The following is a 22,873-nucleotide window of genomic DNA, read 5'->3' as shown; positions in this document are numbered from 1 at the left end:
GTAGGGTGCCGGAGAGACGCGTGAGCAGTTGCGAATCGTTCCGGGAAAACCCGGGCAATCCGCAACGGTTCGCAGCAGGCGCCCGTCCGCGAACCCCGGCCGCGGCCACCGGGTTCACCGCCGGAGCGCGGGGCGCCGCACAACCTACACAGGATTCTTACGGGCGGACGGTGCGCGGCGGCGCCGCACGCCGCCCACCACCGACGAGGGGGAACAGCAGGTGAGCATGACGGCCTCCGCGCCGGCCGGCGCGCCCGGCGGACACGGCACCGGAGCCCCTTCCGGGGCCGGCATGGGGTTCGGGTTCTGCCGGGTCACCATCGTGGCGCCCGACAGCCGTATCGACGTGGCGCTGCCCGACGACGTGCCCGTCGCCGACCTCTACCCGGAGATTCTGCGCCTGTCCCAGCAGAGCCCCGCCGAGGGCGCTCCGGTCGGCTACCACCTCGTACGGCGCGACGGCACGGTCCTCGACGGCGCCCGGTCCTTCACGGCACAGCGCATCCTCGACGGCGAACTGCTCACCCTGCGCCCGTTCGCCGAGTCGCTGCCGCCCGCCGTCCTCGACGACGTCTCCGAGGCGGTGGCCGCCGCCGTCACCCGCGACCGCACCCTGTGGAGCGGTGAACTCACCCGCGCCGCCGGTCTCGTCGCGGGCGGCATCCTGCCCGCGCTGCTCGCCTTCGTGGCCTGGAGTTCCCAGGTCCGCCACGACATGCACAGCCTGCAGGGCATCATCGCGGCCGTCACCGGCATCCTGCTGGTCACCATCGCCTGCGTACGCGCGCGTGTGTACGACGACCGGGGCTCGGCGGTCGCGCTGGGGCTCGGCGCCCTGCCGAACATCGGCGTGGCCGGCTCCGGGCTGCTGCCGCTCGCCCACCACGAGGGCATCGGACGGCTCCAGTTCCTGCTCGCCTGCACGGCGGTCCTCGTCGCCTCCCTGGTGCTCACCCTGGTGTCGCCCGGCGGCGACGGACCCTTCGTGGCGTTCCTGTTCGCCTCCGCCGTCGGCCTCGTCACCACCTTCATCGCGACCCTCACCGACCTGCGGCCCATCGAGACGGCCGCGATCTGCGCCCCGCTGTCGGTGGTGGCGCTGGCCTTCCTGCCGGGGCTGTCCATGCGCTTCGCGCGGCTGCCCATCGGCTTCGAACCGCCCAACCCCTCCCGCGGCGGCTACGACACCGGCGAGCCCGCCCCGCAGGAGCCCGTGGACGCCGAGCGGATCGCCGCCCAGGCCCGGCGCGGCCACGAACTCCTCGTCGGCCTCGTCGGCGGCTGCGCCCTGGTCGCCGTGGGCGCGTCGATCGTCCTCGGTTTCTCCAGCAACGTCTGGGCGCAGCTCCTGGCCCTCGCGACGGGGGTGGCGATGCTGATGCGGGCGCACCTGTTCCGCTACACCGCGCAGGTCGGCGCCACGCTGGCCGCCGGCCTCGCGGCCCTCGTCTTCCTCGGCCTCGGTCTCGCCCTGAACCCGCCCCGGAACGATCTGATCGAGGCCTTCCAGGGGGACACCTCGGCCCTGGACATCCGCAGCCTCTGGCTCGCGGCGGCGGTCGGCGCGGCCACCGCGCTGGTCACCGCGATCGGCCTGATCACCCCGCGGCGCGGTGTCACCCCGTTCTGGGGGCGCTTCCTGGAGATCGCCGAGAGCTTCGTCCTGCTCACCCTGATCCCGCTGGCGCTGGCCGTGTTCGACGTGTACACGCGGGCGCGTGCGATGACCAGCTGACGACGGCATCCGGACGCGCCACGGGCAGGAGCGGGAGTCACGGAAAGGGGCGGCACGCACGCGTGCCGCCCCTTTCCCCGTTTCCGCCGGCTACGCCTCGAGCCCTCCGTTGCGCTCATTGGGCTCCAGGTCGAACTCCCCGTCCCGCGCCCCCAGCACGAACGCCCGCCACTCGGCCTCGGTGTAGCGCAGCACGGTGTCGTGGTCGAGGGAGGAGCGCATGGCCACCGCGCCGCCGGGCAGGTACGCGATCTCGACCCGCTCCTCGTGCTCCTCGGTGCCGGGCGCGCAGTGCCACTCCACGCCGGAGATGTCGAGGGAGTACAGCTCGTCCCGCTCCCGCTCCTTGCGCGCCTTGACGTCCTCCTGCGATTCCGGCGCCCACGTCCCGGCGCTCGTGCCCTGTGTCTCGGCCATGGTGAAGCGGCCCCCTTCGGCTACGGACAGCGTTGCGTGGTCACCCTACTGGCAGGGCACGCGCGCGTACGGTGAAACAACCTGGTCAACGCCCGCAGGAGGGTACGGCCGGAAACGCGGGGCGAACGGGGCCGCATGTGGCGGGGGAGCGGAGGTTTCGTCACAGGGAGGCAACAGGCGTGCCCATGCCATGCCATGCCCACGTAAATTCCAGGCCATGAGCATGCCCGGCACCGCCCCGTGGTCCCTGCCGTCGACCGACGTCCTCGCCCTGGGCGGCCGTCGGGGCCGCGGCGGTTACCACGGCGGCTATCACAGCAGCTACCACCACTACGGGAGCCACGGATCCGGCGGCGGCGTCGGCTGGTGGGCGGTCCTCCTGCTGGTCCTCGTGATCGTCGGCCTCCTGATCTGGAACGTCCAGCGCGACCGGTGACACGGGCGGCCGAAACGCCCTGGTACCCTGAGTGACGGCCGTTTGTGTACGCACCCCCGGAGCCTTCGGTTCTGGTGGCCGCGCCCAGCGGATCCCCGCCTCCCGAGTAACGGAAGCTCCCCCGAGAAGCAGACCGGGGGCACTCGGTGGCCACTCAGAGACTATGAGGAGTACGCGTGTCGCTCGACGCCGCTACGAAGAAGCAGATCATCGCCGAGTTCGGTACCAAGGAGGGTGACACCGGCTCCCCCGAGGTCCAGGTCGCTCTGCTCTCCCGTCGGATCTCCGACCTGACGGAGCACCTCAAGACCCACAAGCACGACCACCACTCCCGTCGTGGCCTGCTGATCCTCGTCGGTCAGCGCCGCCGCCTTCTGCAGTACCTGGCGAAGAAGGACATCCAGCGCTTCCGTACGCTGGTCGACCGCCTCGGCATCCGCCGTGGTGCGGCGGGCGCCAAGTAAGACGCCGTGAAGGGAGCGGTTCCCGGCAGGACCCGGGAGCCGCTCCCTTCGTCGTACACGGGAAACCCTCTCGTCGCACGGAGGAGACCCTCGCCGTACATGCGGAAACGTGCGGAGTGTCACTCACGCTTTGTAGTGTGGTAGCACAACGCACTACGTGCGACACGGAACGGCGTATCACAGCGCCGTTCACCCAGAACGAGGAGAAGCGCACCTCGCCGCCGCCGGTCCTCGGTAGTGGCCCCCGGGGGGAAGTGAGCCCCGGGTGCTTCGATCGAAGACCGGCCCGCACCAGACGGCGCGCTTCTCCACCACCGTCCCCCTGCCACACGGGCAGCCAAGGGACGAAAGACGATATGTAACGGAGAAAACGCTAGTGGAGAACGAGACCCACTACGCCGAGGCCGTCATCGACAACGGCGCCTTCGGTACCCGCACCATCCGCTTCGAGACGGGCCGCCTGGCCAAGCAGGCCGCCGGTTCCGCCGTGGCGTACCTGGACGACGACACCATGGTGCTGTCGGCCACCACCGCCTCCAAGCAGCCCAAGGACCAGCTGGACTTCTTCCCGCTCACCGTCGACGTCGAGGAGCGGATGTACGCGGCCGGGAAGATCCCCGGCAGCTTCTTCCGCCGTGAGGGCCGGCCCTCCGAGGACGCGATCCTCACCTGCCGCCTCATCGACCGCCCGCTGCGCCCGTCCTTCAAGAAGGGCCTGCGCAACGAGATCCAGGTCGTCTGCACGGTCATGGCGCTCAACCCCGACCACCTGTACGACGTCGTGGCGATCAACGCCGCGTCCGCGTCGACGCAGCTGGCCGGCCTGCCCTTCTCCGGCCCGATCGGCGGCGTCCGCGTCGCGCTGATCCGCGGCCAGTGGGTCGCGTTCCCGACGCACACCGAGCTCGAGGACGCCGTCTTCGACATGGTGGTCGCCGGCCGCGTCCTGGAGGACGGCGACGTCGCGATCATGATGGTCGAGGCCGAGGCCACCGAGAAGACCATCAAGCTGGTCGAGGGCGGCGCCGAGGCGCCGACCGAGGAGGTCGTCGCCGCCGGTCTGGAGGCCGCCAAGCCCTTCATCAAGGTCCTGTGCCGCGCCCAGGCCGACCTCGCCGCCAAGGCCGCCAAGCCGGTCGGCGAGTTCCCGATCTTCCTGGACTACCAGGACGACGTCCTGGAGGCCCTGACCGCCGCGGTCAAGCCCGAGCTGGCCCAGGCGCTCACCATCGCCGGCAAGCAGGAGCGCGAGGCCGAGCTGGACCGCGTCAAGCAGCTCGCCGCCGAGAAGCTCCTGCCGGAGTTCGAGGGCCGCGAGAAGGAGATCTCCGCCGCGTACCGCGCGCTGACCAAGACCCTGGTCCGTGAGCGCGTCATCAAGGAGAAGAAGCGCATCGACGGCCGCGGTGTCACCGACATCCGCACGCTGGCCGCCGAGGTCGAGGCCATCCCGCGGGTGCACGGCTCCGCGCTGTTCGAGCGTGGCGAGACCCAGATCCTGGGCGTCACCACCCTCAACATGCTCCGCATGGAGCAGCAGCTGGACACCCTCTCCCCGGTGACCCGCAAGCGCTACATGCACAACTACAACTTCCCGCCGTACTCCACCGGCGAGACCGGCCGCGTCGGCTCCCCGAAGCGCCGCGAGATCGGCCACGGCGCCCTCGCCGAGCGCGCCCTGATCCCGGTCCTGCCGTCGCGCGAGGAGTTCCCGTACGCGATCCGCCAGGTGTCCGAGGCCCTCGGCTCCAACGGCTCGACGTCCATGGGCTCGGTCTGCGCCTCCACCATGTCGCTGCTGAACGCCGGTGTGCCGCTGAAGGCCCCGGTCGCCGGCATCGCCATGGGCCTGATCTCCCAGGAGATCGAGGGCGAGACGCACTACGTCACCCTCACCGACATCCTCGGCGCCGAGGACGCCTTCGGCGACATGGACTTCAAGGTCGCCGGCACCAAGGACTTCGTCACCGCCCTCCAGCTCGACACCAAGCTGGACGGCATCCCGGCCTCCGTCCTGGCCGCGGCCCTCAAGCAGGCCCGCGACGCCCGCCTGCACATCCTCGACGTGATGATGGAGGCCATCGACCGGCCCGACGAGATGAGCCCGCACGCCCCGCGGATCATCACCGTCAAGATCCCGGTCGACAAGATCGGCGAGGTCATCGGCCCCAAGGGCAAGATGATCAACCAGATCCAGGAGGACACGGGCGCCGAGATCACCATCGAGGACGACGGCACGATCTACATCGGCGCCGCCGACGGCCCCTCCGCCGAGGCCGCCCGCGCCACGATCAACGGCATCGCCAACCCGACGATGCCCGAGGTCGGCGAGCGCTACCTCGGTACGGTCGTCAAGACGACCACCTTCGGTGCGTTCGTCTCCCTGCTGCCCGGCAAGGACGGCCTGCTGCACATCTCGCAGATCCGCAAGCTCGCCGGCGGCAAGCGCGTGGAGAACGTCGAGGACGTCCTCGGCGTGGGCCAGAAGGTCCAGGTCGAGATCGCCGAGATCGACTCCCGCGGCAAGCTCTCCCTCGTTCCGGTGATCGAGGGCGAGGAAGGCTCTGACGAGTCGAAGGACGACGCCGAGCAGTGACGTCCCGTAGCTCCCAGGTGACGGCCCGCCCCTCTTCGGAGGCGCGGGCCGTCGCCCGTACCCAAACCCTCATCAAGGGCCAGAACGGCATCGGCACCGTCCGCAAGACCACCCTCCCCGGCGGCCTGCGCATCGTCACGGAGACCCTGCCCTCGGTCCGCTCCGCGACCTTCGGCATCTGGGCACACGTCGGCTCCCGCGACGAGACGGCGGCCCTGAACGGCGCCACGCACTACCTGGAGCACCTGCTCTTCAAGGGCACGCAGCGGCGCAGCGCGCTGGACATCTCCGCCGCGATCGACGCCGTCGGCGGCGAGATGAACGCGTTCACGGCGAAGGAGTACACGTGCTACTACGCGCGCGTGCTCGACACCGACCTGCCGCTCGCCATCGACGTCGTCTGCGACATGCTGACCGGCTCGCTGATCCTCGAGCAGGACGTCGACGTCGAACGCGGCGCGATCCTCGAAGAGATCGCCATGACCGAGGACGACCCGGGCGACTGCGTGCACGACCTGTTCGCGCACACCATGTTCGGCGACAACGCCCTCGGCCGCCCCGTCCTCGGCACGGTCGACACCGTCAACGCCCTCACCGCCGACCGCATCCGCCGCTTCTACAAGAAGCACTACGACCCCACCCACCTGGTGGTCGCCTGCGCCGGCAACATCGACCACGCCAAGGTCGTACGGCAGGTCCGCGCGGCCTTCGAGAAGGCGGGCGCCCTGCGGAACCAGGACGCCCGGCCCATCGGCCCGCGCGACGGCAGCCGTGCGATCCGCACGGCCGGCAAGGTCGAGCTGCTCGGCCGCAAGACCGAGCAGGCCCATGTCGTCCTCGGCATGCCGGGCCTCGCCCGCACCGACGACCGCCGCTGGGCCATGGGCGTGCTCAACACCGCCCTCGGCGGCGGCATGTCCTCCCGCCTCTTCCAGGAGGTCCGGGAGAAGCGCGGCCTGGCCTACAGCGTCTACTCGTACACCTCCGGCTTCGCCGACTGCGGTCTGTTCGGCGTCTACGCCGGCTGCCGGCCGAGCCAGGTGCACGACGTGCTGCGGATCTGCCGCGACGAACTCGACCACGTCGCCGTCAACGGCCTCACCGACGACGAGATCGCCCGCGCCATCGGCCAGCTCCAGGGCTCCACCGTCCTCGGCCTGGAGGACACCGGCGCGCTGATGAACCGCATCGGCAAGAGCGAGCTGTGCTGGGGCGAGCAGATGTCCGTCGACGACATGCTGGACCGGATAGCCGCGGTCACCCCGGACGAGGTCCGCTCGGTCGCCCGCGACATCCTGGGACAGCGCCCGTCGCTGTCGGTCATCGGCCCGCTGAAGGACAAGCAGGCCGCGCGGCTGCACGACGCCGTCGCCTAATCACTCCCGTAAGGAAGCACAAGAGATGAGCAAGCTGCGCGTGGCGGTCCTCGGAGCCAAGGGCCGGATCGGCTCCGAGGCGGTCCGGGCGGTCGAGGCCGCCGAGGACATGGAACTGGTCGCGGCCCTCGGCCGGGGCGACACGCTGGAGACGCTGACCGCGTCCGGCGCCCAGGTCGCCGTCGAACTGACCACGCCCGACTCCGTCATGGACAACCTCGGCTTCTGCGTGCGCCACGGCATCCACGCCGTCGTCGGTACGACGGGCTGGACCGAGGAGCGCCTCGCGCAGCTGAAGGCATGGCTGGCCGAGTCCCCGCAGACCGGCGTGCTCATCGCCCCGAACTTCTCCATCGGCGCCGTCCTCACCATGAAGTTCGCGCAGATCGCCGCGCCCTACTTCGAGTCGGTCGAGGTCGTCGAACTGCACCACCCCAACAAGGTGGACGCCCCGAGCGGTACGGCCACGCGCACCGCCCAGCTCATCGCCGAGGCCCGCAGGGCCGCCGGCACGGCCCCGGCGCCGGACGCCACGGCCACGGCCCTGGACGGCGCGCGGGGCGCCAGCGTCGACGGCGTCCCCGTCCACGCCGTACGGCTGCGCGGTCTCCTGGCGCACCAGGAGGTGCTGCTCGGCGGCGAGGGCGAGACCCTGACCATCCGCCACGACTCCCTGCACCACAGCAGCTTCATGCCGGGCATCCTGCTCGGCGCCCGCCGCGTGGTGTCCGCTCCCGGCCTGACCTTCGGCCTGGAGCACTTCCTGGACCTGAGCTGAGACCGCCCTCCATGCGTGCGAAGATCACCTACCTCGTCACGGCCGCCGTCCTGGTCTTCTACTTCGTCCTGGTCGGCAGCCGCGGCGTGATGCTCATCCAGACCGGCACGGCCCTCACCGTCACCTTCGGGATCGCGGTGCTGATCCTGCCGGTCATCGGCCTGTGGTTCCTGTGGAAGAACACCCAGTTCGTCCGCAGGGCCAACGCCCTCGCCGCGGAGCTCGACGCCGAGGGCGGACTTCCGGTGGACGAACTGAAGCGCCTGCCCAGCGGCCGGATCGACCGCGACTCCGCCGACGAGGTCTTCGCCAAGCGCAAGGCCGAGACCGAGGCCTCCCCCGACGACTGGCGCTGCTGGTTCCGCCTCGCCGTCGCCTACCACGACGCCCGCGACACGCCCCGGGCACGTAAGGCGATGCAACGCGCCATCGCCCTGCACGACGGAAAGTCCGCCCAGGCTTGACACTGGCGCCTGCTCGTCGAGCCGGCCCGGGCCGTGAGCGAGTGCGCGTGCGCGGAGGGCTGGTCGTGCGGTTCCCCGCGCCCCTTCGGGGCGCTCAGCGGCGCCTGTGCGCGTACTCCGCCGCCCACGCCTCCACCGTGTCCGCCGCGCGGTCGAACGCCGCCGGGCGGCCCAGGAAGTCCAGCGTGTGCGTGGTCAGCAGCGGCGGCGTGTCCTCGGCCGGCCGGTCTCCCCGGACGAGCGCCAGCGCCTGCCCCTGGACCGTCCGCGGCAGCCCCAGCCAGCGCACCGGCTGCTGCACGGTGCGCACCGAGACCACACGGGCCCACGGCGCCGTACGCGTCACCAGGAAGCCGACGTGACGCAGCCCGCGCCCGCTCACCCACACCCCCATGCGCAGCAGCCGCAGCGCCCCGGCGATGACCACGCACGCCCCGCCGACCACCGCTCCGGCCGAGGACGCCGAGCCGGTCAGGGCGAGGGCCACCGCCGAGAACAGCACGAAGGAGGCCAGCAGCAGCACCAGCGCCGCGATGCCCACCCGCCAGGGACCGGGACGGTAGGGACGCCGCCAGCGCTCCCGGTCGTCGAACGGCAGCGCGCTGTCGGAAGCGGCCTCCAAGGCAGGGTCGGCCGTCAGGAAGGACAGGGGCACGGCAGATCCTCACTCGATCCTCGCGTGGACTGTGCCGGTGAGGCTATCCGCCGCTGTCGCCGCTCACCACCCTTGGGCGGCTGTCGGTGGTCAGTGCCCCTGCGAGGCCTGGGACTGCTGCACGGGCGTATGGGACGGCGTGGACATCGCGGGCTCGCCGAGTATCAGGGCGCCCACCAGCCCGGCCACGATCGTCAGGCCCAGCAGCCAGCGCCCGGCTATCTCCGCGAGGGACGCCCGCGGCCGGGGCGGGGGAGTGACATTGCTGCGGAACCTGTCCGTCTCGGCCAGGAAGGCGAAGGGTACGGGCTCGCGCCGACCGAACATCGCGGGTACGTCTCCTTTCGTGATCAACGTTTTCGGCTCGAACGAGCGGGCCTCACCGATACAGACGCTCGAGTAACACAAAAGGTGCCCATGTCGGAAAAAATCCCTGGTGGGATTTTTGGGGCCGGGCACTGCCGTGGCCGGGGCGGGTGCCCCGTAAGGTGGACGCGAACCACAGCTGTGATGGGAAGGACCCCGACCCCCCGTGACCACCCCCGAGTCGCTCACGTTCCGCAGTGACGTCACCGTCGAGCTGGTCAAGTCCAGCGCTTCGGACGCCGACGTCCTCTTCGCCGCGCGGGTCTCCACCGCCGGCGAGCAGTCCCTGGACGAGCTGAAGAAGGACCCCGAGCGCTCCAAGGGCCTGATCAACTTCCTGATGCGCGACCGGCACGGCAGCCCGTTCGAGCACAACTCGATGACGTTCTTCGTCAGCGCCCCGATCTTCGTCTTCCGCGAGTTCATGCGGCACCGGGTCGGCTGGTCGTACAACGAGGAGTCCGGCCGCTACCGGGAGCTCCAGCCCGTCTTCTACGTCCCCGCCGCCGACCGCAAGCTCGTGCAGGAGGGCCGCCCCGGCAAGTACGTCTTCGTCGAGGGCACCCCGGCCCAGCACGAGACCGTCAGCAGCACGCTGCGGGAGTCGTACGAGCAGGCGTACACGGCCTACCAGAAGATGCTCGCCGAGGGCGTCGCCCGCGAGGTCGCCCGCGCGGCCCTCCCCGTCGGCCTCTACTCCTCGATGTACGCCACCTGCAACGCCCGCTCCCTGATGCACTTCCTCGGCCTGCGCACCCAGCACGAGCTGGCCAAGGTGCCGTCCTTCCCGCAGCGGGAGATCGAGATGGTCGGCGAGAAGATGGAGGCGGAGTGGGCCCGGCTCATGCCGCTCACGTACGCAGCCTTCAACGCGAACGGGCGCGTGGCCCCGTAGAGCCCGTAAGGAAGGCCTGCGAAGCCCCGTTCCCCGGCCAGGAACGGATGTACGGATCAGCCTCGCGAGGTGTCCGTATTGCGGCATTTCGAGAAGTTCATCTAGCCTGATCAAAGGGACCCGGCACTGCTTGAACCCCCGAGCAGGCAGTGCCGGGCTCCGCATTTGTCCTGACTTTCCCGACCCCCCGAGGGCAGACCCCGCAGGGAGCACCGAGTAGCGTGTTACCCATGGCTCCGACCTCGACTCCGCAGACCCCCTTCGGGCGGGTCCTCACCGCCATGGTCACGCCCTTCACGGCGGACGGCGCACTCGACCTCGACGGCGCGCAGCGGCTCGCCGCCCACCTGGTGGACGCAGGCAACGACGGCCTGATCGTCAACGGCACCACCGGCGAGTCCCCCACCACCAGCGATGCGGAGAAATCGGACCTCGTACGAGCCGTCCTGGAGGCAGTCGGCGACCGCGCCCACGTCGTCGCCGGCGTCGGCACGAACGACACCCACCACAGCGTCGAGCTGGCCCGCCAGGCCGAGCGCGACGGCGCACACGGCCTGCTGGTCGTCACGCCGTACTACAACAAGCCCCCGCAGGAGGGCCTGTACCGGCACTTCACCGCCGTGGCCGACGCCACCGGCCTGCCGGTCATGCTCTACGACATCCCCGGCCGCAGCGGCGTCCCGATCAACACCGAGACCCTCGTCCGGCTCGCCGAGCACCCCCGGATCGTCGCCAACAAGGACGCCAAGGGCGACCTCGGCCGCGCCAGCTGGGCCATCGCCCAGTCCGGCCTCGCCTGGTACTCCGGCGACGACATGCTCAACCTGCCGCTGCTCTCCGTGGGCGCGGTCGGCTTCGTCTCGGTCGTCGGCCACGTCGTCACCCCCGACCTGCGCGCCCTCGTCGACGCGTACGTCTCCGGGGACGTGCAGAAGGCCACCGAGATCCACCAGAAGCTGCTTCCGGTCTACACGGGCATGTTCCGCACCCAGGGCGTGATGACCACCAAGGCCGCGCTCGCCCTCCAGGGACTGCCCGCGGGGCCGCTGCGCTCACCCATGGTCGAGTGCTCGCCCGAGGAGATCGCCCAGCTCAAGATCGATCTTGCCGCCGGCGGGGTACAGCTCTGACAACAGACTTGGCGCCACCCGGGCTTCACAACTGAAGAACAACAGAAAACAGCGGGCCACCGGTGCCCGCACCCCACAACGACAACTGCTTCTGCACGAACGTCTCACGCGCCACGTGCCCGACCGGTACGTGGCGCGTGTGGTGAGGAGAGTCTTTTGAGTCATCCGCATCCTGAACTCGGCCCGCCCCCGCCGCTCCCCGAAGGCGGCCTGCGGGTCACCCCGCTCGGCGGCCTCGGCGAGATCGGCCGGAACATGACGGTCTTCGAGTACGGCGGCCGTCTTCTGATCGTCGACTGCGGAGTGCTCTTCCCCGAGGAGGAGCAGCCCGGAATCGACCTGATCCTGCCGGACTTCTCGTCCATCCGGGACCGCCTCGACGACATCGAGGGCATCGTCCTCACCCACGGCCACGAGGACCACATCGGCGGTGTCCCCTTCCTGCTCCGCGAGAAGCCGGACATCCCGCTGATCGGCTCCAAGCTCACCCTCGCCCTCATCGAGGCCAAGCTCCAGGAGCACAGGATCCGCCCGTACACCCTCGAGGTGGCGGAGGGGAACCGCGAGCGCATCGGCCCCTTCGACTGCGAGTTCATCGCCGTCAACCACTCCATCCCGGACGCGCTGGCCGTCGCCATCCGCACCCCCGCCGGCATGGCGGTGCACACCGGCGACTTCAAGATGGACCAGCTCCCGCTGGACAACCGCCTCACCGACCTGCACGCGTTCGCGCGGCTGAGCGAGGAGGGCATCGACCTCCTGCTCACGGACTCCACGAACGCCGAGGTCCCGGGCTTCACGCCGCACGAGCGCGACATCTCCAACGTGCTGCGCCAGGTCTTCGCCGGCGCCCGCAAGCGGATCATCGTGGCGAGCTTCGCCAGCCACGTCCACCGCATCCAGCAGATCCTGGACGCCGCGCACGAGTACGGCCGCCGCGTCGCCTTCGTGGGCCGCTCCATGGTCCGCAACATGGGCATCGCCCGGGACCTCGGCTACCTGAAGGTCCCGCCGGGCCTGGTCGTCGACGTCAGGACGCTGGACGACCTCCCGGACCACGAGGTGGTCCTGGTCTGCACGGGCTCCCAGGGCGAGCCGATGGCGGCCCTGTCCCGCATGGCCAACCGCGACCACCAGATCCGCATCGTCGAGGGCGACACGGTCATCCTGGCCTCGTCGCTCATCCCCGGGAACGAGAACGCGGTCTACCGCGTGATCAACGGCCTGACCCGCTGGGGCGCCAACGTCGTCCACAAGGGCAACGCCAAGGTGCACGTTTCCGGCCACGCGTCCGCGGGCGAGCTGCTGTACTTCTACAACATCTGCCGCCCCAGGAACCTGATGCCGGTCCACGGCGAATGGCGCCATCTGCGCGCCAACGCCGAGCTGGGGGCGCTCACCGGAGTCCCGCACGACCGGATCGTCATCGCCGAGGACGGCGTCGTGGTCGACCTGGTCGAGGGCAAGGCCAAGATCTCCGGGAAGGTCCAGGCGGGTTACGTCTACGTCGACGGCCTCTCCGTCGGCGACATCGGCGAGCCGGCCCTCAAGGACCGCAAGATCCTCGGTGACGAGGGCATCATCTCGGTCTTCGTGGTCGTGGACGCCTCCACGGGCAAGATCACCGGTGGCCCGCACATCCAGGCGCGCGGCTCCGGCATCGAGGACTCGGCCTTCGCCGACGTCATCCCGAAGATCACCGACGCGTTCGACCGGTCCGCCCAGGACGGCGTCGTCGAGCCGCACCAGCTGCAGCAGCTCGTCCGGCGCACCCTCGGCAAGTGGGTCTCGGACACGTATCGCCGCAGGCCGATGATCCTCCCTGTGGTCGTGGAGGTCTGACGGTCCGTCGGAGCATCACCCGAGCGGGGCGCCTCGATTTGCATCGAGGCGCCCCGCTCCAGTACGTTTACGGCTCCGCCCGACCGGGAACCCCAGCACTTCGCGTGCTGGACGCGGTTGCCCGGAGGGGGTGGGAAAACCGACTCAGAACTTCTGATAAAGTCGGATCCGCCGGAAAGGAAACCGCGAAACAAACGCGGGAACCTGGAAAGCGCCGAGGAAATCGGATCGGAAAGATCTGATAGAGTCGGAAACACCGAAGGGAAGCGCCCGGAGGAAAGCCCGAGAGGGTGAGTACGAAGGAAGCGACCGTTCCTTGAGAACTCAACAGCGTGCCAAAAGTCAACGCCAGATATGTTGATACCCCGTCTACTGGATTGTTCCGGTGGCGAGGTTCCTTTGAAAAAAACACAGCGAGGACGCTGTGAACGGTCGGGCTTATTCCGCCTGACTGTTCCGCTCTCGTGGTGTCGCCCCGATCACGGGGAAGCATTCACGGAGAGTTTGATCCTGGCTCAGGACGAACGCTGGCGGCGTGCTTAACACATGCAAGTCGAACGATGAACCTCCTTCGGGAGGGGATTAGTGGCGAACGGGTGAGTAACACGTGGGCAATCTGCCCTGCACTCTGGGACAAGCCCTGGAAACGGGGTCTAATACCGGATACGAGCCTGGGAGGCATCTCCCGGGTTGGAAAGCTCCGGCGGTGCAGGATGAGCCCGCGGCCTATCAGCTTGTTGGTGAGGTAACGGCTCACCAAGGCGACGACGGGTAGCCGGCCTGAGAGGGCGACCGGCCACACTGGGACTGAGACACGGCCCAGACTCCTACGGGAGGCAGCAGTGGGGAATATTGCACAATGGGCGCAAGCCTGATGCAGCGACGCCGCGTGAGGGATGACGGCCTTCGGGTTGTAAACCTCTTTCAGCAGGGAAGAAGCGAAAGTGACGGTACCTGCAGAAGAAGCGCCGGCTAACTACGTGCCAGCAGCCGCGGTAATACGTAGGGCGCAAGCGTTGTCCGGAATTATTGGGCGTAAAGAGCTCGTAGGCGGCTTGTCGCGTCGGTTGTGAAAGCCCGGGGCTTAACCCCGGGTCTGCAGTCGATACGGGCAGGCTAGAGTTCGGTAGGGGAGATCGGAATTCCTGGTGTAGCGGTGAAATGCGCAGATATCAGGAGGAACACCGGTGGCGAAGGCGGATCTCTGGGCCGATACTGACGCTGAGGAGCGAAAGCGTGGGGAGCGAACAGGATTAGATACCCTGGTAGTCCACGCCGTAAACGGTGGGCACTAGGTGTGGGCAACATTCCACGTTGTCCGTGCCGCAGCTAACGCATTAAGTGCCCCGCCTGGGGAGTACGGCCGCAAGGCTAAAACTCAAAGGAATTGACGGGGGCCCGCACAAGCGGCGGAGCATGTGGCTTAATTCGACGCAACGCGAAGAACCTTACCAAGGCTTGACATACACCGGAAACACTCAGAGATGGGTGCCCCCTTGTGGTCGGTGTACAGGTGGTGCATGGCTGTCGTCAGCTCGTGTCGTGAGATGTTGGGTTAAGTCCCGCAACGAGCGCAACCCTTGTCCCGTGTTGCCAGCAGGCCCTTGTGGTGCTGGGGACTCACGGGAGACCGCCGGGGTCAACTCGGAGGAAGGTGGGGACGACGTCAAGTCATCATGCCCCTTATGTCTTGGGCTGCACACGTGCTACAATGGCCGGTACAAAGAGCTGCGATACCGTGAGGTGGAGCGAATCTCAAAAAGCCGGTCTCAGTTCGGATTGGGGTCTGCAACTCGACCCCATGAAGTCGGAGTCGCTAGTAATCGCAGATCAGCATTGCTGCGGTGAATACGTTCCCGGGCCTTGTACACACCGCCCGTCACGTCACGAAAGTCGGTAACACCCGAAGCCGGTGGCCCAACCCCTTGTGGGAGGGAGCTGTCGAAGGTGGGACTGGCGATTGGGACGAAGTCGTAACAAGGTAGCCGTACCGGAAGGTGCGGCTGGATCACCTCCTTTCTAAGGAGCACTTCTTACCGGGTTCGCTCGGTCAGAGGCCAGTACATCAGCGAACGTCTGATGCTGGTTGCTCATGGGTGGAACGTTGACTACTCGGCACACTCGGTCTGCTTCTCTTCCTAGTACTGCTTCGGCGTGGAACGGAACGGTGAAGAGGCGAGGGTGTCGGGCACGCTGTTGGGTGTCTGAGGGAATGAACTTCTCCTCAGTCGCCGGCCCCAGTGAACTCGAACCGGTTGGTTCGGGGTGGTGGGTGGCTGGTCGTTGTTTGAGAACTGCACAGTGGACGCGAGCATCTGTGGCCAAGTTTTTAAGGGCGCACGGTGGATGCCTTGGCACCAGGAACCGATGAAGGACGTGGGAGGCCGCGATAGTCCCCGGGGAGTCGTCAACCAGGCTTTGATCCGGGGGTTTCCGAATGGGGAAACCCGGCAGTCGTCATGGGCTGTCACCCATACCTGAACACATAGGGTATGTGGAGGGAACGCGGGGAAGTGAAACATCTCAGTACCCGCAGGAAGAGAAAACAACCGTGATTCCGGGAGTAGTGGCGAGCGAAACCGGATGAGGCCAAACCGTATGCGTGTGAGACCCGGCAGGGGTTGCGTATGCGGGGTTGTGGGATCTCTCTTCCACGGTCTGCCGGCCGTGGGACGAGTCAGAAACCGTTGATGTAGGCGAAGGACATGCGAAAGGTCCGGCGTAGAGGGTAAGACCCCCGTAGTCGAAACGTCAGCGGCTCGTTTGAGAGACACCCAAGTAGCACGGGGCCCGAGAAATCCCGTGTGAATCTGGCGGGACCACCCGCTAAGCCTAAATATTCCCTGGTGACCGATAGCGGATAGTACCGTGAGGGAATGGTGAAAAGTACCCCGGGAGGGGAGTGAAATAGTACCTGAAACCGTGTGCCTACAAGCCGTGGGAGCGTCGGAAGCACTTCGGTGCTTCTCGTGACTGCGTGCCTTTTGAAGAATGAGCCTGCGAGTTTGCGGTGTGTTGCGAGGTTAACCCGGGTGGGGAAGCCGTAGCGAAAGCGAGTCCGAACAGGGCGCTGTAGTAGCACGCTCAAGACCCGAAGCGGAGTGATCTAGCCATGGGCAGGTTGAAGCGGAGGTAAGACTTCGTGGAGGACCGAACCCACCAGGGTTGAAAACCTGGGGGATGACCTGTGGTTAGGGGTGAAAGGCCAATCAAACTCCGTGATAGCTGGTTCTCCCCGAAATGCATTTAGGTGCAGCGTCGTGTGTTTCTTGCCGGAGGTAGAGCACTGGATAGGCGATGGGCCCTACCGGGTTACTGACCTTAGCCAAACTCCGAATGCCGGTAAGTGAGAGCGCGGCAGTGAGACTGTGGGGGATAAGCTCCATGGTCGAGAGGGAAACAGCCCAGAGCATCGACTAAGGCCCCTAAGCGTACGCTAAGTGGGAAAGGATGTGGAGTCGCACAGACAACCAGGAGGTTGGCTTAGAAGCAGCCACCCTTGAAAGAGTGCGTAATAGCTCACTGGTCAAGTGATTCCGCGCCGACAATGTAGCGGGGCTCAAGCGTACCGCCGAAGTCGTGTCATTGCAGCATGTACTCCCAACGGAGGCTGTGATGGGTAGGGGAGCGTCGTCTGCCGGGTGAAGCAGCACCGGAAGGTAGTTGTGGACGGTTGACGAGTGAGAATGCAGGCATGAGTAGCGATACAAACGTGAGAAACGTTTGCGCCGATTGACTAAGGGTTCCTGGGTCAAGCTGATCTGCCCAGGGTAAGTCGGGACCTAAGGCGAGGCCGACAGGCGTAGTCGATGGATAACCGGTTGATATTCCGGTACCCGCTGTGAAGCGTCAAACATCGAATCCAGTGATGCTAAGCCCGTGAAGCCGCCGGGGCGCGTCTTTGACGTGTCTCGGAGTGGTGGAGCCGGTGACCCGAGCTGGTAGTAGGTGAGTGATGGGGTGACGCAGGAAGGTAGTCCATCCCGGGCGGTGGTTGTCCCGGGGTAAGGGTGTAGCCCGAGTGGTAGGCAAATCCGCCACTCATGCAGGGTGAGACCTGATGCCGAGCCGATTGTGGTGAAGTGGATGATCCTATGCTGTCGAGAAAAGCCTCTAGCGAGTTTCATGGCGGCCCGTACCCTAAACCGACTCAGGTGGTCAGGTAGAGAATACCGAGGCGTTCGGGTGAACTATGGTTAAGGAACTCGGCAAAATGCCCCCGTAACTTCGGGAGAAGGGGGGCCAGTCCTGGTGATCGGTCTTGCACCGTGAGCTGGGGGTGGCCGCAGAGACCAGCGAGAAGCGACTGTTTACTAAAAACACAGGTCCGTGCGAAGCCGTAAGGCGATGTATACGGACTGACGCCTGCCCGGTGCTGGAACGTTAAGGGGACCGGTTAGCTCACTTTCGGGTGGGCGAAGCTGAGAACTTAAGCGCCAGTAAACGGCGGTGGTAACTATAACCATCCTAAGGTAGCGAAATTCCTTGTCGGGTAAGTTCCGACCTGCACGAATGGCGTAACGACTTCTCGACTGTCTCAACCATAGGCCCGGTGAAATTGCACTACGAGTAAAGATGCTCGTTTCGCGCAGCAGGACGGAAAGACCCCGGGACCTTTACTACAGTTTGATATTGGTGTTCGGTTCGGCTTGTGTAGGATAGCTGGGAGACTGTGAAGCATGCACGCCAGTGTGTGTGGAGTCGTCGTTGAAATACCAGTCTGGTCGTGCTGGATGTCTAACCTGGGTCCGTGATCCGGATCAGGGACAGTGTCTGATGGGTAGTTTAACTGGGGCGGTTGCCTCCTAAAGGGTAACGGAGGCGCCCAAAGGTTCCCTCAGCCTGGTTGGCAATCAGGTGTTGAGTGTAAGTGCACAAGGGAGCTTGACTGTGAGACCGACGGGTCGAGCAGGGACGAAAGTCGGGACTAGTGATCCGGCGGTGGCTTGTGGAAGCGCCGTCGCTCAACGGATAAAAGGTACCCCGGGGATAACAGGCTGATCTTCCCCAAGAGTCCATATCGACGGGATGGTTTGGCACCTCGATGTCGGCTCGTCGCATCCTGGGGCTGGAGTCGGTCCCAAGGGTTGGGCTGTTCGCCCATTAAAGCGGTACGCGAGCTGGGTTTAGAACGTCGTGAGACAGTTCGGTCCCTATCCGCTGTGCGCGTAGGAGTCTTGAGAAGGGCTGTCCCTAGTACGAGAGGACCGGGACGGACGAACCTCTGGTGTGCCAGTTGTTCTGCCAAGGGCATGGCTGGTTGGCTACGTTCGGGAGGGATAACCGCTGAAAGCATCTAAGCGGGAAGCCTGCTTCGAGATGAGGACTCCCACCCACTTGATGGGGTAAGGCTCCCAGTAGACGACTGGGTTGATAGGCCGGATCTGGAAGCACGGTAACGTGTGGAGGTGACCGGTACTAATAGGCCGAGGGCTTGTCCTCAGTTGCTCGCGTCCACTGTGTTGGTTCTGAAACCACGAACAGCCCCGCCCGGTGAGGGTGGTGCGGCGTTCACAGTTTCATAGTGTTTCGGTGGTCATAGCGTGAGGGAAACGCCCGGTTACATTCCGAACCCGGAAGCTAAGCCTTACAGCGCCGATGGTACTGCAGGGGGGACCCTGTGGGAGAGTAGGACGCCGCCGAACAATTCTTCCAAAAAGGTCGGATCCTGAACTTCGGTTCGGGGTCCGGCCTTTTTACCGTTTGCTTAACGTGTCGTTCATGTTGCGCCCCCAGCATCCAGCACATGGGAACTGCTGCAATGCTCAGGGCCGCCGGCGTCGGAGTCGGTGACGAGGTCGTCGTACCTGCCTTCGGGAACACCGAGGTCGCCGAGGCCGTGACCCTGGCCGGTGCACTCCCGGTGTTCGCCGACATAGATCCCGTGACCTACTGCCTCGACCCCGGCGCCGTCGAGGCAGCGATAACTCCGCGTACCGCCGCGGTCGTTGTGGTGCACCGCTTCGGACGGCGCGCCGACGTACCGCGGTTGCACGCGCTTGGGCAGCGGCACGGCGTGCTCGTGCTGGAACAGGGCGAGTCCGAGGCGCCGTACGACGAGATAGCCCAGCGCCGGGAGCGCGCCGCCTACCTCGACGCCAAGCTCAGGGGCGTGCGCACACCGGACGGCGGCGATGGGCACACCTACCAGCAGTACGTCGTGCGGGTTCCGGGGAACGGCCGGCCGGACCGCGACGCCTTCGCACTGGCCTTGCGGGCCAAGGGAGTCCAGTGCCGCGTTCCGGTCAAGACGCCCGTGCACCGGCTGCCGGAATTCCGTCGGTGCGTGTCCCTGCCGGAGACCGAACAGGCCGCCGACGAGACCCTGGCGCTGCCCGTGGACGCCTCGCTCACCAAGCGCGAGATGCAGCGGATCGTGTCCGCGTGCAACGCGCTCGGCGGGCTGCTGCAGCCCGCCTTCTGAACGGGGTCCGAACGAATTTGGGAACTGGGCCCGGCTCGGGGTACAGTTCCTTCGTCGCCGCGAGGGAAACCTCGAAAACGACAAGCCCCTATAGCTCAGTCGGCAGAGCGTCTCCATGGTAAGGAGAAGGTCAACGGTTCGATTCCGTTTGGGGGCTCCGAAAAAAGGCCTCACCCGAAAGGGTGGGGCCTTTTTCGTGCCCGCAGCGGCCTCACGCCTCCGTGTGGACTTCCGGGACGCGCATGGCCAGGATCGCCATGTCGTCCGACGGGGCGTCCGACGCGAAGCGTTCCACCGCGCGCATGATGCGTGCAGCGACCGCGCCCGCCGTCAGGCCCGTGCAGGTCGTGAGGACGTCGGCGAGACCGTCGTCGCCCAGCATGCGCGTGCCCTCGCGGCGCTCGGTGACGCCGTCCGTGACGCACAGCAGGACGTCACCGGGATCGAGGGTGACGGTCTCCTCGTACAGCTCCAGGTCCTCGATCACGCCCAGCAGCGGCTGCGGTTCGGCGGCCGCCGTCACCGTGCCGTCCTGGCGCAGGCGCAGCGGGAGCGGATGGCCGGCGCACACCACCTTCAGCTCGGCGCTGCCGTCCTCCTGCGGGCGCAGCTCGCCGTAGAGGAGGGTCAGGAAGCGGCTGCGGTCGCCCTCGTCGAGGATCGCGGAGTTCAGGCGCTCCAGGACCGCCGGTCCGCTCAGGCCCTCACGGGCCAGCAGGCGCAGCGCGTGCCGGGCGAGGCCGGTGACCGCCGCCGCGTTCGGGCCCGTGCCGCAGACGTCGCCGATGGCGAAGCCGTACGCGCCGTCCCCGATCGGGAACAGGTCGTAGAAGTCGCCGCCGACCTCGTTGCCCTCGCCGGCCGCGCGGTAGATGACCTCCACCTCGACGCCGTCGATCTGCGGCAGGCCCGGCGGAAGCAGGCTGCGCTGGAGGGACTGGCTGATGGCCGTGCGCTCCGAGTACAGCCGGGCGTTGTCCAGGGCGAGCGCGGCCCGGCGGGACAGGTCCTCGGCCAGTTCCAGGATCTCCTGGCGGAAGTGTTCGTCCGTGGGCTTGCCGAGGGTCAGCATGCCGATGACGCGGTTGCGGGCCACGAGCGGCAGGACGACCGTCTCCCCGCCGACCGCGGAGGCCGTGGCGAGGGTCGGGCCGATACCCGAGGAGACCTGCCGCGTGGGCCCGCCGGACAGCCCCAGGCTGCGCATGGAGCTGCGCAGGGCCGCCCGGTGGGCGACCTCGCCGGGCGCCGTCCAGACGCGCGCGCCGGGGGTCGGCACCGGATCCGGCGGGGGCACCTTGGAGAGCAACGACTTGATGCCGTCGATGAGTTCCTCGTCCTCGTGCAGGACGTACGACAGGTACGGCTCGGAGGCCTGGTCGGCGATCGTGTAGACGGCGCACCAGGTGGCCAGTGTGGGGACGGTCATCTGGGCCATCAGGGCCAGCGTCTGGTCGCGGTCCAGGGTGCCGGCCAGCAGGTCGGAGGCCTCGACCAGGAAGCTCAGGGAGCCGCGGCGCAGCCGCTCCAGCTCGCCCAGGCGGGCCGACTCGACGGCCAGGGCGATGCGGTCGGCGGCGAACTGCAGGCGCAGCGCCTCCTCGTTCGTGTACCGGCCCGGCGCCTCGGCCGCGACGCCGAGGGAGCCGGTGAGGCGGCCCTCGACCTTCAGCGGGACGGTGACGACCGAGCGCATGCCGGTGCCGGCCAGCAGCGGTACGGCCCCGGGAACGGACGTGAGGTCGTCGTGGACGGCCGGCATGCGCGCGGAGCCGTAGCGCCCCGGACCGGCCTCGACGGGCACGCGTGCGAAGCGCTGGCGGGCGGAGGGCAGGCCGGTGGAGGCGCGCACCTCCAGCTCGGTCTCGTCGTCGGTTGCCAGCAGCAGGAACGCGGAGTCGCCGTCCAGCATGTCGCGGGCGCGCTCCACGGTGCGCTGCAGGAGGCCGTCGAGGTCGTCCGGGGCGGGGGAGCCGATGAAGACCTCGAAGGGGTCGGTGCTCTGGCCGTCGGAGGACTGGGCCTGGTCGCTGGCCGGGACGCGCGACGGCGTCTGCAGGACGGCGCGCTCGTGGTCGCGGACCAGGAGGCAGACGGTGGACGGCTCGCCGCCGGTGTCGCGGACCCTGAGGTGCGAGGCGTACACCTGGACGACCCGGCCGTCGGCGCCGCGGATGCCGTAGCTGCCCTCCCAGCGGGAGAGCTGGAGGGCCTCGGCGACGCCGGTGCCGGTGCCGGGGGTGTGCGGCCAGGCCGCCAGTTCGGTGAGGGGCCTGCCGGTGACCTCGGCGGCCGGATAGCCGAACAGTTCTTCGGCGTCCTCGTTCCAGGACGTGATGGTGCCCTTGCGGTCGACCTGGAGGACGGCGACGCGGACCCGGCCGTCGGCCAGCGGGAGCAGGTCGGCGGGGAGGGAGGGGCCGGCGGTGCGGGTGCCGACCGGGCGTTCGGGGAGGTTGAGCTGGAACCAGACGTTCTTGTGGGTGGGCGTGTAGTCGACGCCCCAGCGGGTGGCGAGGGCCGCGCACAGCTGCAGGCCGCGGCCGCCCTCGCGGTCGGGGCTGCCCATCGAGACGGCGCTGTGCTGGAGGGGCACCTCGCGCTCGGGGTAGCGGTCGGAGACCTCGATGCGCACACCGTCCTCGGTGCGCAGGCAGAGCACCTCCGCGTGCGTGCCCGCGTGAACGACCGCGTTGGTCACCAGTTCGCTGGTGAGGACCACGGCGTCATCGACGATGTCGGCGAAACCCCACCCCTGGAGGGTGTCGCGGACGAAGGACCGGGCGGTCGCCACCGACCGCCCGACGGGCTCGAAGGTGGCGGCCGCGCGCGCGGTGATCACAGAACTCCTCGGCCGGTTGTCGACGGACAGGGCGTGGCCGGGCGGCTCCCGCCGCTGCTGCGGCATCAGCTCACCCGTCCCCTGTGGCTCCGGGGACTGTCCCCCAGGGATCACTCCGGTGGTCATGGTCTGCGGCCGCCCCTCCGATACCCGCTCGTACTGGTGCCACCGCCCAGGCCGGTCGGACCGGTGCGGCTGGACAGCCGCATGCAAGGTTACTTACCTTCGCCGTCCGAGCGGATGCCGGTCGCCGGTGTTTACCCCCCAGGTGTGCGGACGGTGTGCGAAGCTGCCGAACTGTTATGGCCTGGTTGAGCGAGGGTGAAACACTGGGCAGGCTTCTGATGAAGGTCCGGGCCGGCCTGCGTGCGTTCCGTGCACGACGGGCAGCAGCCCCTGGTGTGGCCGGATCTCGTCTGGCAGAAATACGCAGCAGTAACCGGTACGCGGAAG

The 22,873-nt window shown here is 67.6% G+C and carries 15 protein-coding genes, 1 tRNA gene and 3 rRNA genes; 15 read left to right on the top strand and 4 right to left on the bottom strand.

The window, feature by feature from the left end:
* Nucleotides 1-226 precede the first annotated feature (226 nt).
* A complete protein-coding gene (eccD, locus tag OG956_RS09230; RefSeq protein WP_330342785.1) occupies nt 227-1,735 on the top strand; it encodes a type VII secretion integral membrane protein EccD in 1,509 nt (502 codons plus the stop codon).
* A 90-nt stretch (nt 1,736-1,825) separates the two neighbouring features.
* On the opposite strand, the gene OG956_RS09225 is transcribed toward eccD, so the two are convergent.
* A complete protein-coding gene (locus OG956_RS09225) occupies nt 1,826-2,152 on the bottom strand; it encodes a DUF397 domain-containing protein (RefSeq protein ID WP_330337465.1) in 327 nt (108 codons plus the stop codon).
* Between the two features lie 217 nt (nt 2,153-2,369).
* Between OG956_RS09225 and OG956_RS09220 the strand changes: the two genes are divergently transcribed.
* From OG956_RS09220 to OG956_RS09195, 6 genes are all read left to right on the top strand, one after another.
* The gene (locus tag OG956_RS09220; RefSeq protein ID WP_330337464.1) at nt 2,370-2,588 is read left to right on the top strand and encodes a hypothetical protein; all 219 of its coding nucleotides are present in this window, start codon (nt 2,370-2,372) and stop codon (nt 2,586-2,588) included.
* Between the two features lie 176 nt (nt 2,589-2,764).
* Nucleotides 2,765-3,052 (top strand): 30S ribosomal protein S15, encoded by a 288-nt coding sequence (gene rpsO / locus OG956_RS09215; RefSeq protein WP_030619140.1) that lies wholly within the window; start codon nt 2,765-2,767, stop codon nt 3,050-3,052.
* Nucleotides 3,053-3,428: 376 nt separating this feature from the next.
* A complete protein-coding gene (locus OG956_RS09210) occupies nt 3,429-5,648 on the top strand; it encodes a polyribonucleotide nucleotidyltransferase (protein ID WP_330337463.1) in 2,220 nt (739 codons plus the stop codon).
* A complete protein-coding gene (locus tag OG956_RS09205; RefSeq protein WP_330337462.1) occupies nt 5,645-7,024 on the top strand; it encodes a M16 family metallopeptidase in 1,380 nt (459 codons plus the stop codon). The genes OG956_RS09210 and OG956_RS09205 overlap by 4 nt, the downstream gene beginning before the upstream one ends.
* 25 nt (nt 7,025-7,049) lie before the next feature.
* A complete protein-coding gene (gene dapB, locus OG956_RS09200) occupies nt 7,050-7,802 on the top strand; it encodes a 4-hydroxy-tetrahydrodipicolinate reductase (RefSeq protein ID WP_330337461.1) in 753 nt (250 codons plus the stop codon).
* Nucleotides 7,803-7,813: 11 nt separating this feature from the next.
* Nucleotides 7,814-8,266 (top strand): hypothetical protein, encoded by a 453-nt coding sequence (locus OG956_RS09195; protein ID WP_330337460.1) that lies wholly within the window; start codon nt 7,814-7,816, stop codon nt 8,264-8,266.
* A 94-nt stretch (nt 8,267-8,360) separates the two neighbouring features.
* On the opposite strand, the gene OG956_RS09190 is transcribed toward OG956_RS09195, so the two are convergent.
* Both OG956_RS09190 and OG956_RS09185 read right to left on the bottom strand, forming a co-directional pair.
* Nucleotides 8,361-8,921 (bottom strand): hypothetical protein, encoded by a 561-nt coding sequence (locus OG956_RS09190; protein ID WP_330337459.1) that lies wholly within the window; start codon nt 8,919-8,921, stop codon nt 8,361-8,363.
* Nucleotides 8,922-9,011: 90 nt separating this feature from the next.
* Complete coding sequence (locus tag OG956_RS09185; RefSeq protein WP_330337458.1) at nt 9,012-9,248, bottom strand: hypothetical protein; 237 nt, start codon at nt 9,246-9,248, stop codon at nt 9,012-9,014.
* 205 nt (nt 9,249-9,453) lie between these two features.
* Here OG956_RS09185 and thyX point away from each other — a divergent pair, with 205 nt between their 5' ends.
* The 8 genes from thyX (at nt 9,454) to OG956_RS09145 (ending at nt 19,735) form a co-directional block, all read left to right on the top strand.
* Nucleotides 9,454-10,182 carry an FAD-dependent thymidylate synthase gene (gene thyX, locus OG956_RS09180; RefSeq protein ID WP_330337457.1) on the top strand — a complete coding sequence of 243 codons (729 nt, stop codon included), beginning with the start codon at nt 9,454-9,456 and terminating at the stop codon, nt 10,180-10,182.
* 230 nt (nt 10,183-10,412) lie between these two features.
* Nucleotides 10,413-11,312: a 4-hydroxy-tetrahydrodipicolinate synthase gene (dapA, locus tag OG956_RS09175; RefSeq protein WP_330337456.1), complete on the top strand. Its 900-nt coding sequence runs from the start codon at nt 10,413-10,415 to the stop codon at nt 11,310-11,312.
* Nucleotides 11,313-11,468: 156 nt separating this feature from the next.
* Complete coding sequence (locus tag OG956_RS09170) at nt 11,469-13,154, top strand: ribonuclease J (RefSeq protein WP_330337455.1); 1,686 nt, start codon at nt 11,469-11,471, stop codon at nt 13,152-13,154.
* Nucleotides 13,155-13,646: 492 nt separating this feature from the next.
* Nucleotides 13,647-15,173: ribosomal RNA gene (locus tag OG956_RS09165) — 16S ribosomal RNA — on the top strand.
* A 300-nt stretch (nt 15,174-15,473) separates the two neighbouring features.
* Nucleotides 15,474-18,596 (top strand): 23S ribosomal RNA (locus OG956_RS09160).
* 86 nt (nt 18,597-18,682) lie between these two features.
* Nucleotides 18,683-18,799: ribosomal RNA gene (gene rrf, locus OG956_RS09155) — 5S ribosomal RNA — on the top strand.
* Together the 16S, 23S and 5S rRNA genes form the textbook arrangement of a ribosomal RNA operon.
* 116 nt (nt 18,800-18,915) lie before the next feature.
* Nucleotides 18,916-19,578, top strand: coding sequence for a DegT/DnrJ/EryC1/StrS family aminotransferase (locus OG956_RS09150; protein WP_330342784.1), 663 nt, complete (start codon nt 18,916-18,918; stop codon nt 19,576-19,578).
* Between the two features lie 84 nt (nt 19,579-19,662).
* Nucleotides 19,663-19,735 (top strand) — tRNA-Thr (locus tag OG956_RS09145).
* 54 nt (nt 19,736-19,789) lie between these two features.
* Here the strand turns inward: OG956_RS09145 and OG956_RS09140 are convergent.
* A complete protein-coding gene (locus OG956_RS09140) occupies nt 19,790-22,546 on the bottom strand; it encodes a SpoIIE family protein phosphatase (protein ID WP_330337454.1) in 2,757 nt (918 codons plus the stop codon).
* Nucleotides 22,547-22,873 lie beyond the last annotated feature (327 nt).

This window comes from Streptomyces sp. NBC_00557, from assembly GCF_036345995.1.
Lineage (GTDB): Bacteria > Actinomycetota > Actinomycetes > Streptomycetales > Streptomycetaceae > Streptomyces.
Note: the sequence above shows the minus strand (reverse complement) of the source record. Positions and strands in the feature narration are given on the sequence as shown.

Bases quoted from the DNA above. Each gene is read 5' to 3' on its own strand.
- eccD (WP_330342785.1), top strand. From the start codon at position 227: ATGACGGCCTCCGCGCCGGCCGGCGCGCCCGGCGGACACGGCACCGGA.
- OG956_RS09225 (WP_330337465.1), bottom strand. From the start codon at position 2,152: ATGGCCGAGACACAGGGCACGAGCGCCGGGACGTGGGCGCCGGAATCG.
- OG956_RS09220 (WP_330337464.1), top strand. From the start codon at position 2,370: ATGAGCATGCCCGGCACCGCCCCGTGGTCCCTGCCGTCGACCGACGTC.
- dapB (WP_330337461.1), top strand. From the start codon at position 7,050: ATGAGCAAGCTGCGCGTGGCGGTCCTCGGAGCCAAGGGCCGGATCGGC.
- OG956_RS09195 (WP_330337460.1), top strand. From the start codon at position 7,814: ATGCGTGCGAAGATCACCTACCTCGTCACGGCCGCCGTCCTGGTCTTC.
- OG956_RS09185 (WP_330337458.1), bottom strand. From the start codon at position 9,248: ATGTTCGGTCGGCGCGAGCCCGTACCCTTCGCCTTCCTGGCCGAGACG.
- dapA (WP_330337456.1), top strand. From the start codon at position 10,413: ATGGCTCCGACCTCGACTCCGCAGACCCCCTTCGGGCGGGTCCTCACC.
- OG956_RS09150 (WP_330342784.1), top strand. From the start codon at position 18,916: ATGCTCAGGGCCGCCGGCGTCGGAGTCGGTGACGAGGTCGTCGTACCT.
- OG956_RS09140 (WP_330337454.1), bottom strand. From the start codon at position 22,546: ATGACCACCGGAGTGATCCCTGGGGGACAGTCCCCGGAGCCACAGGGG.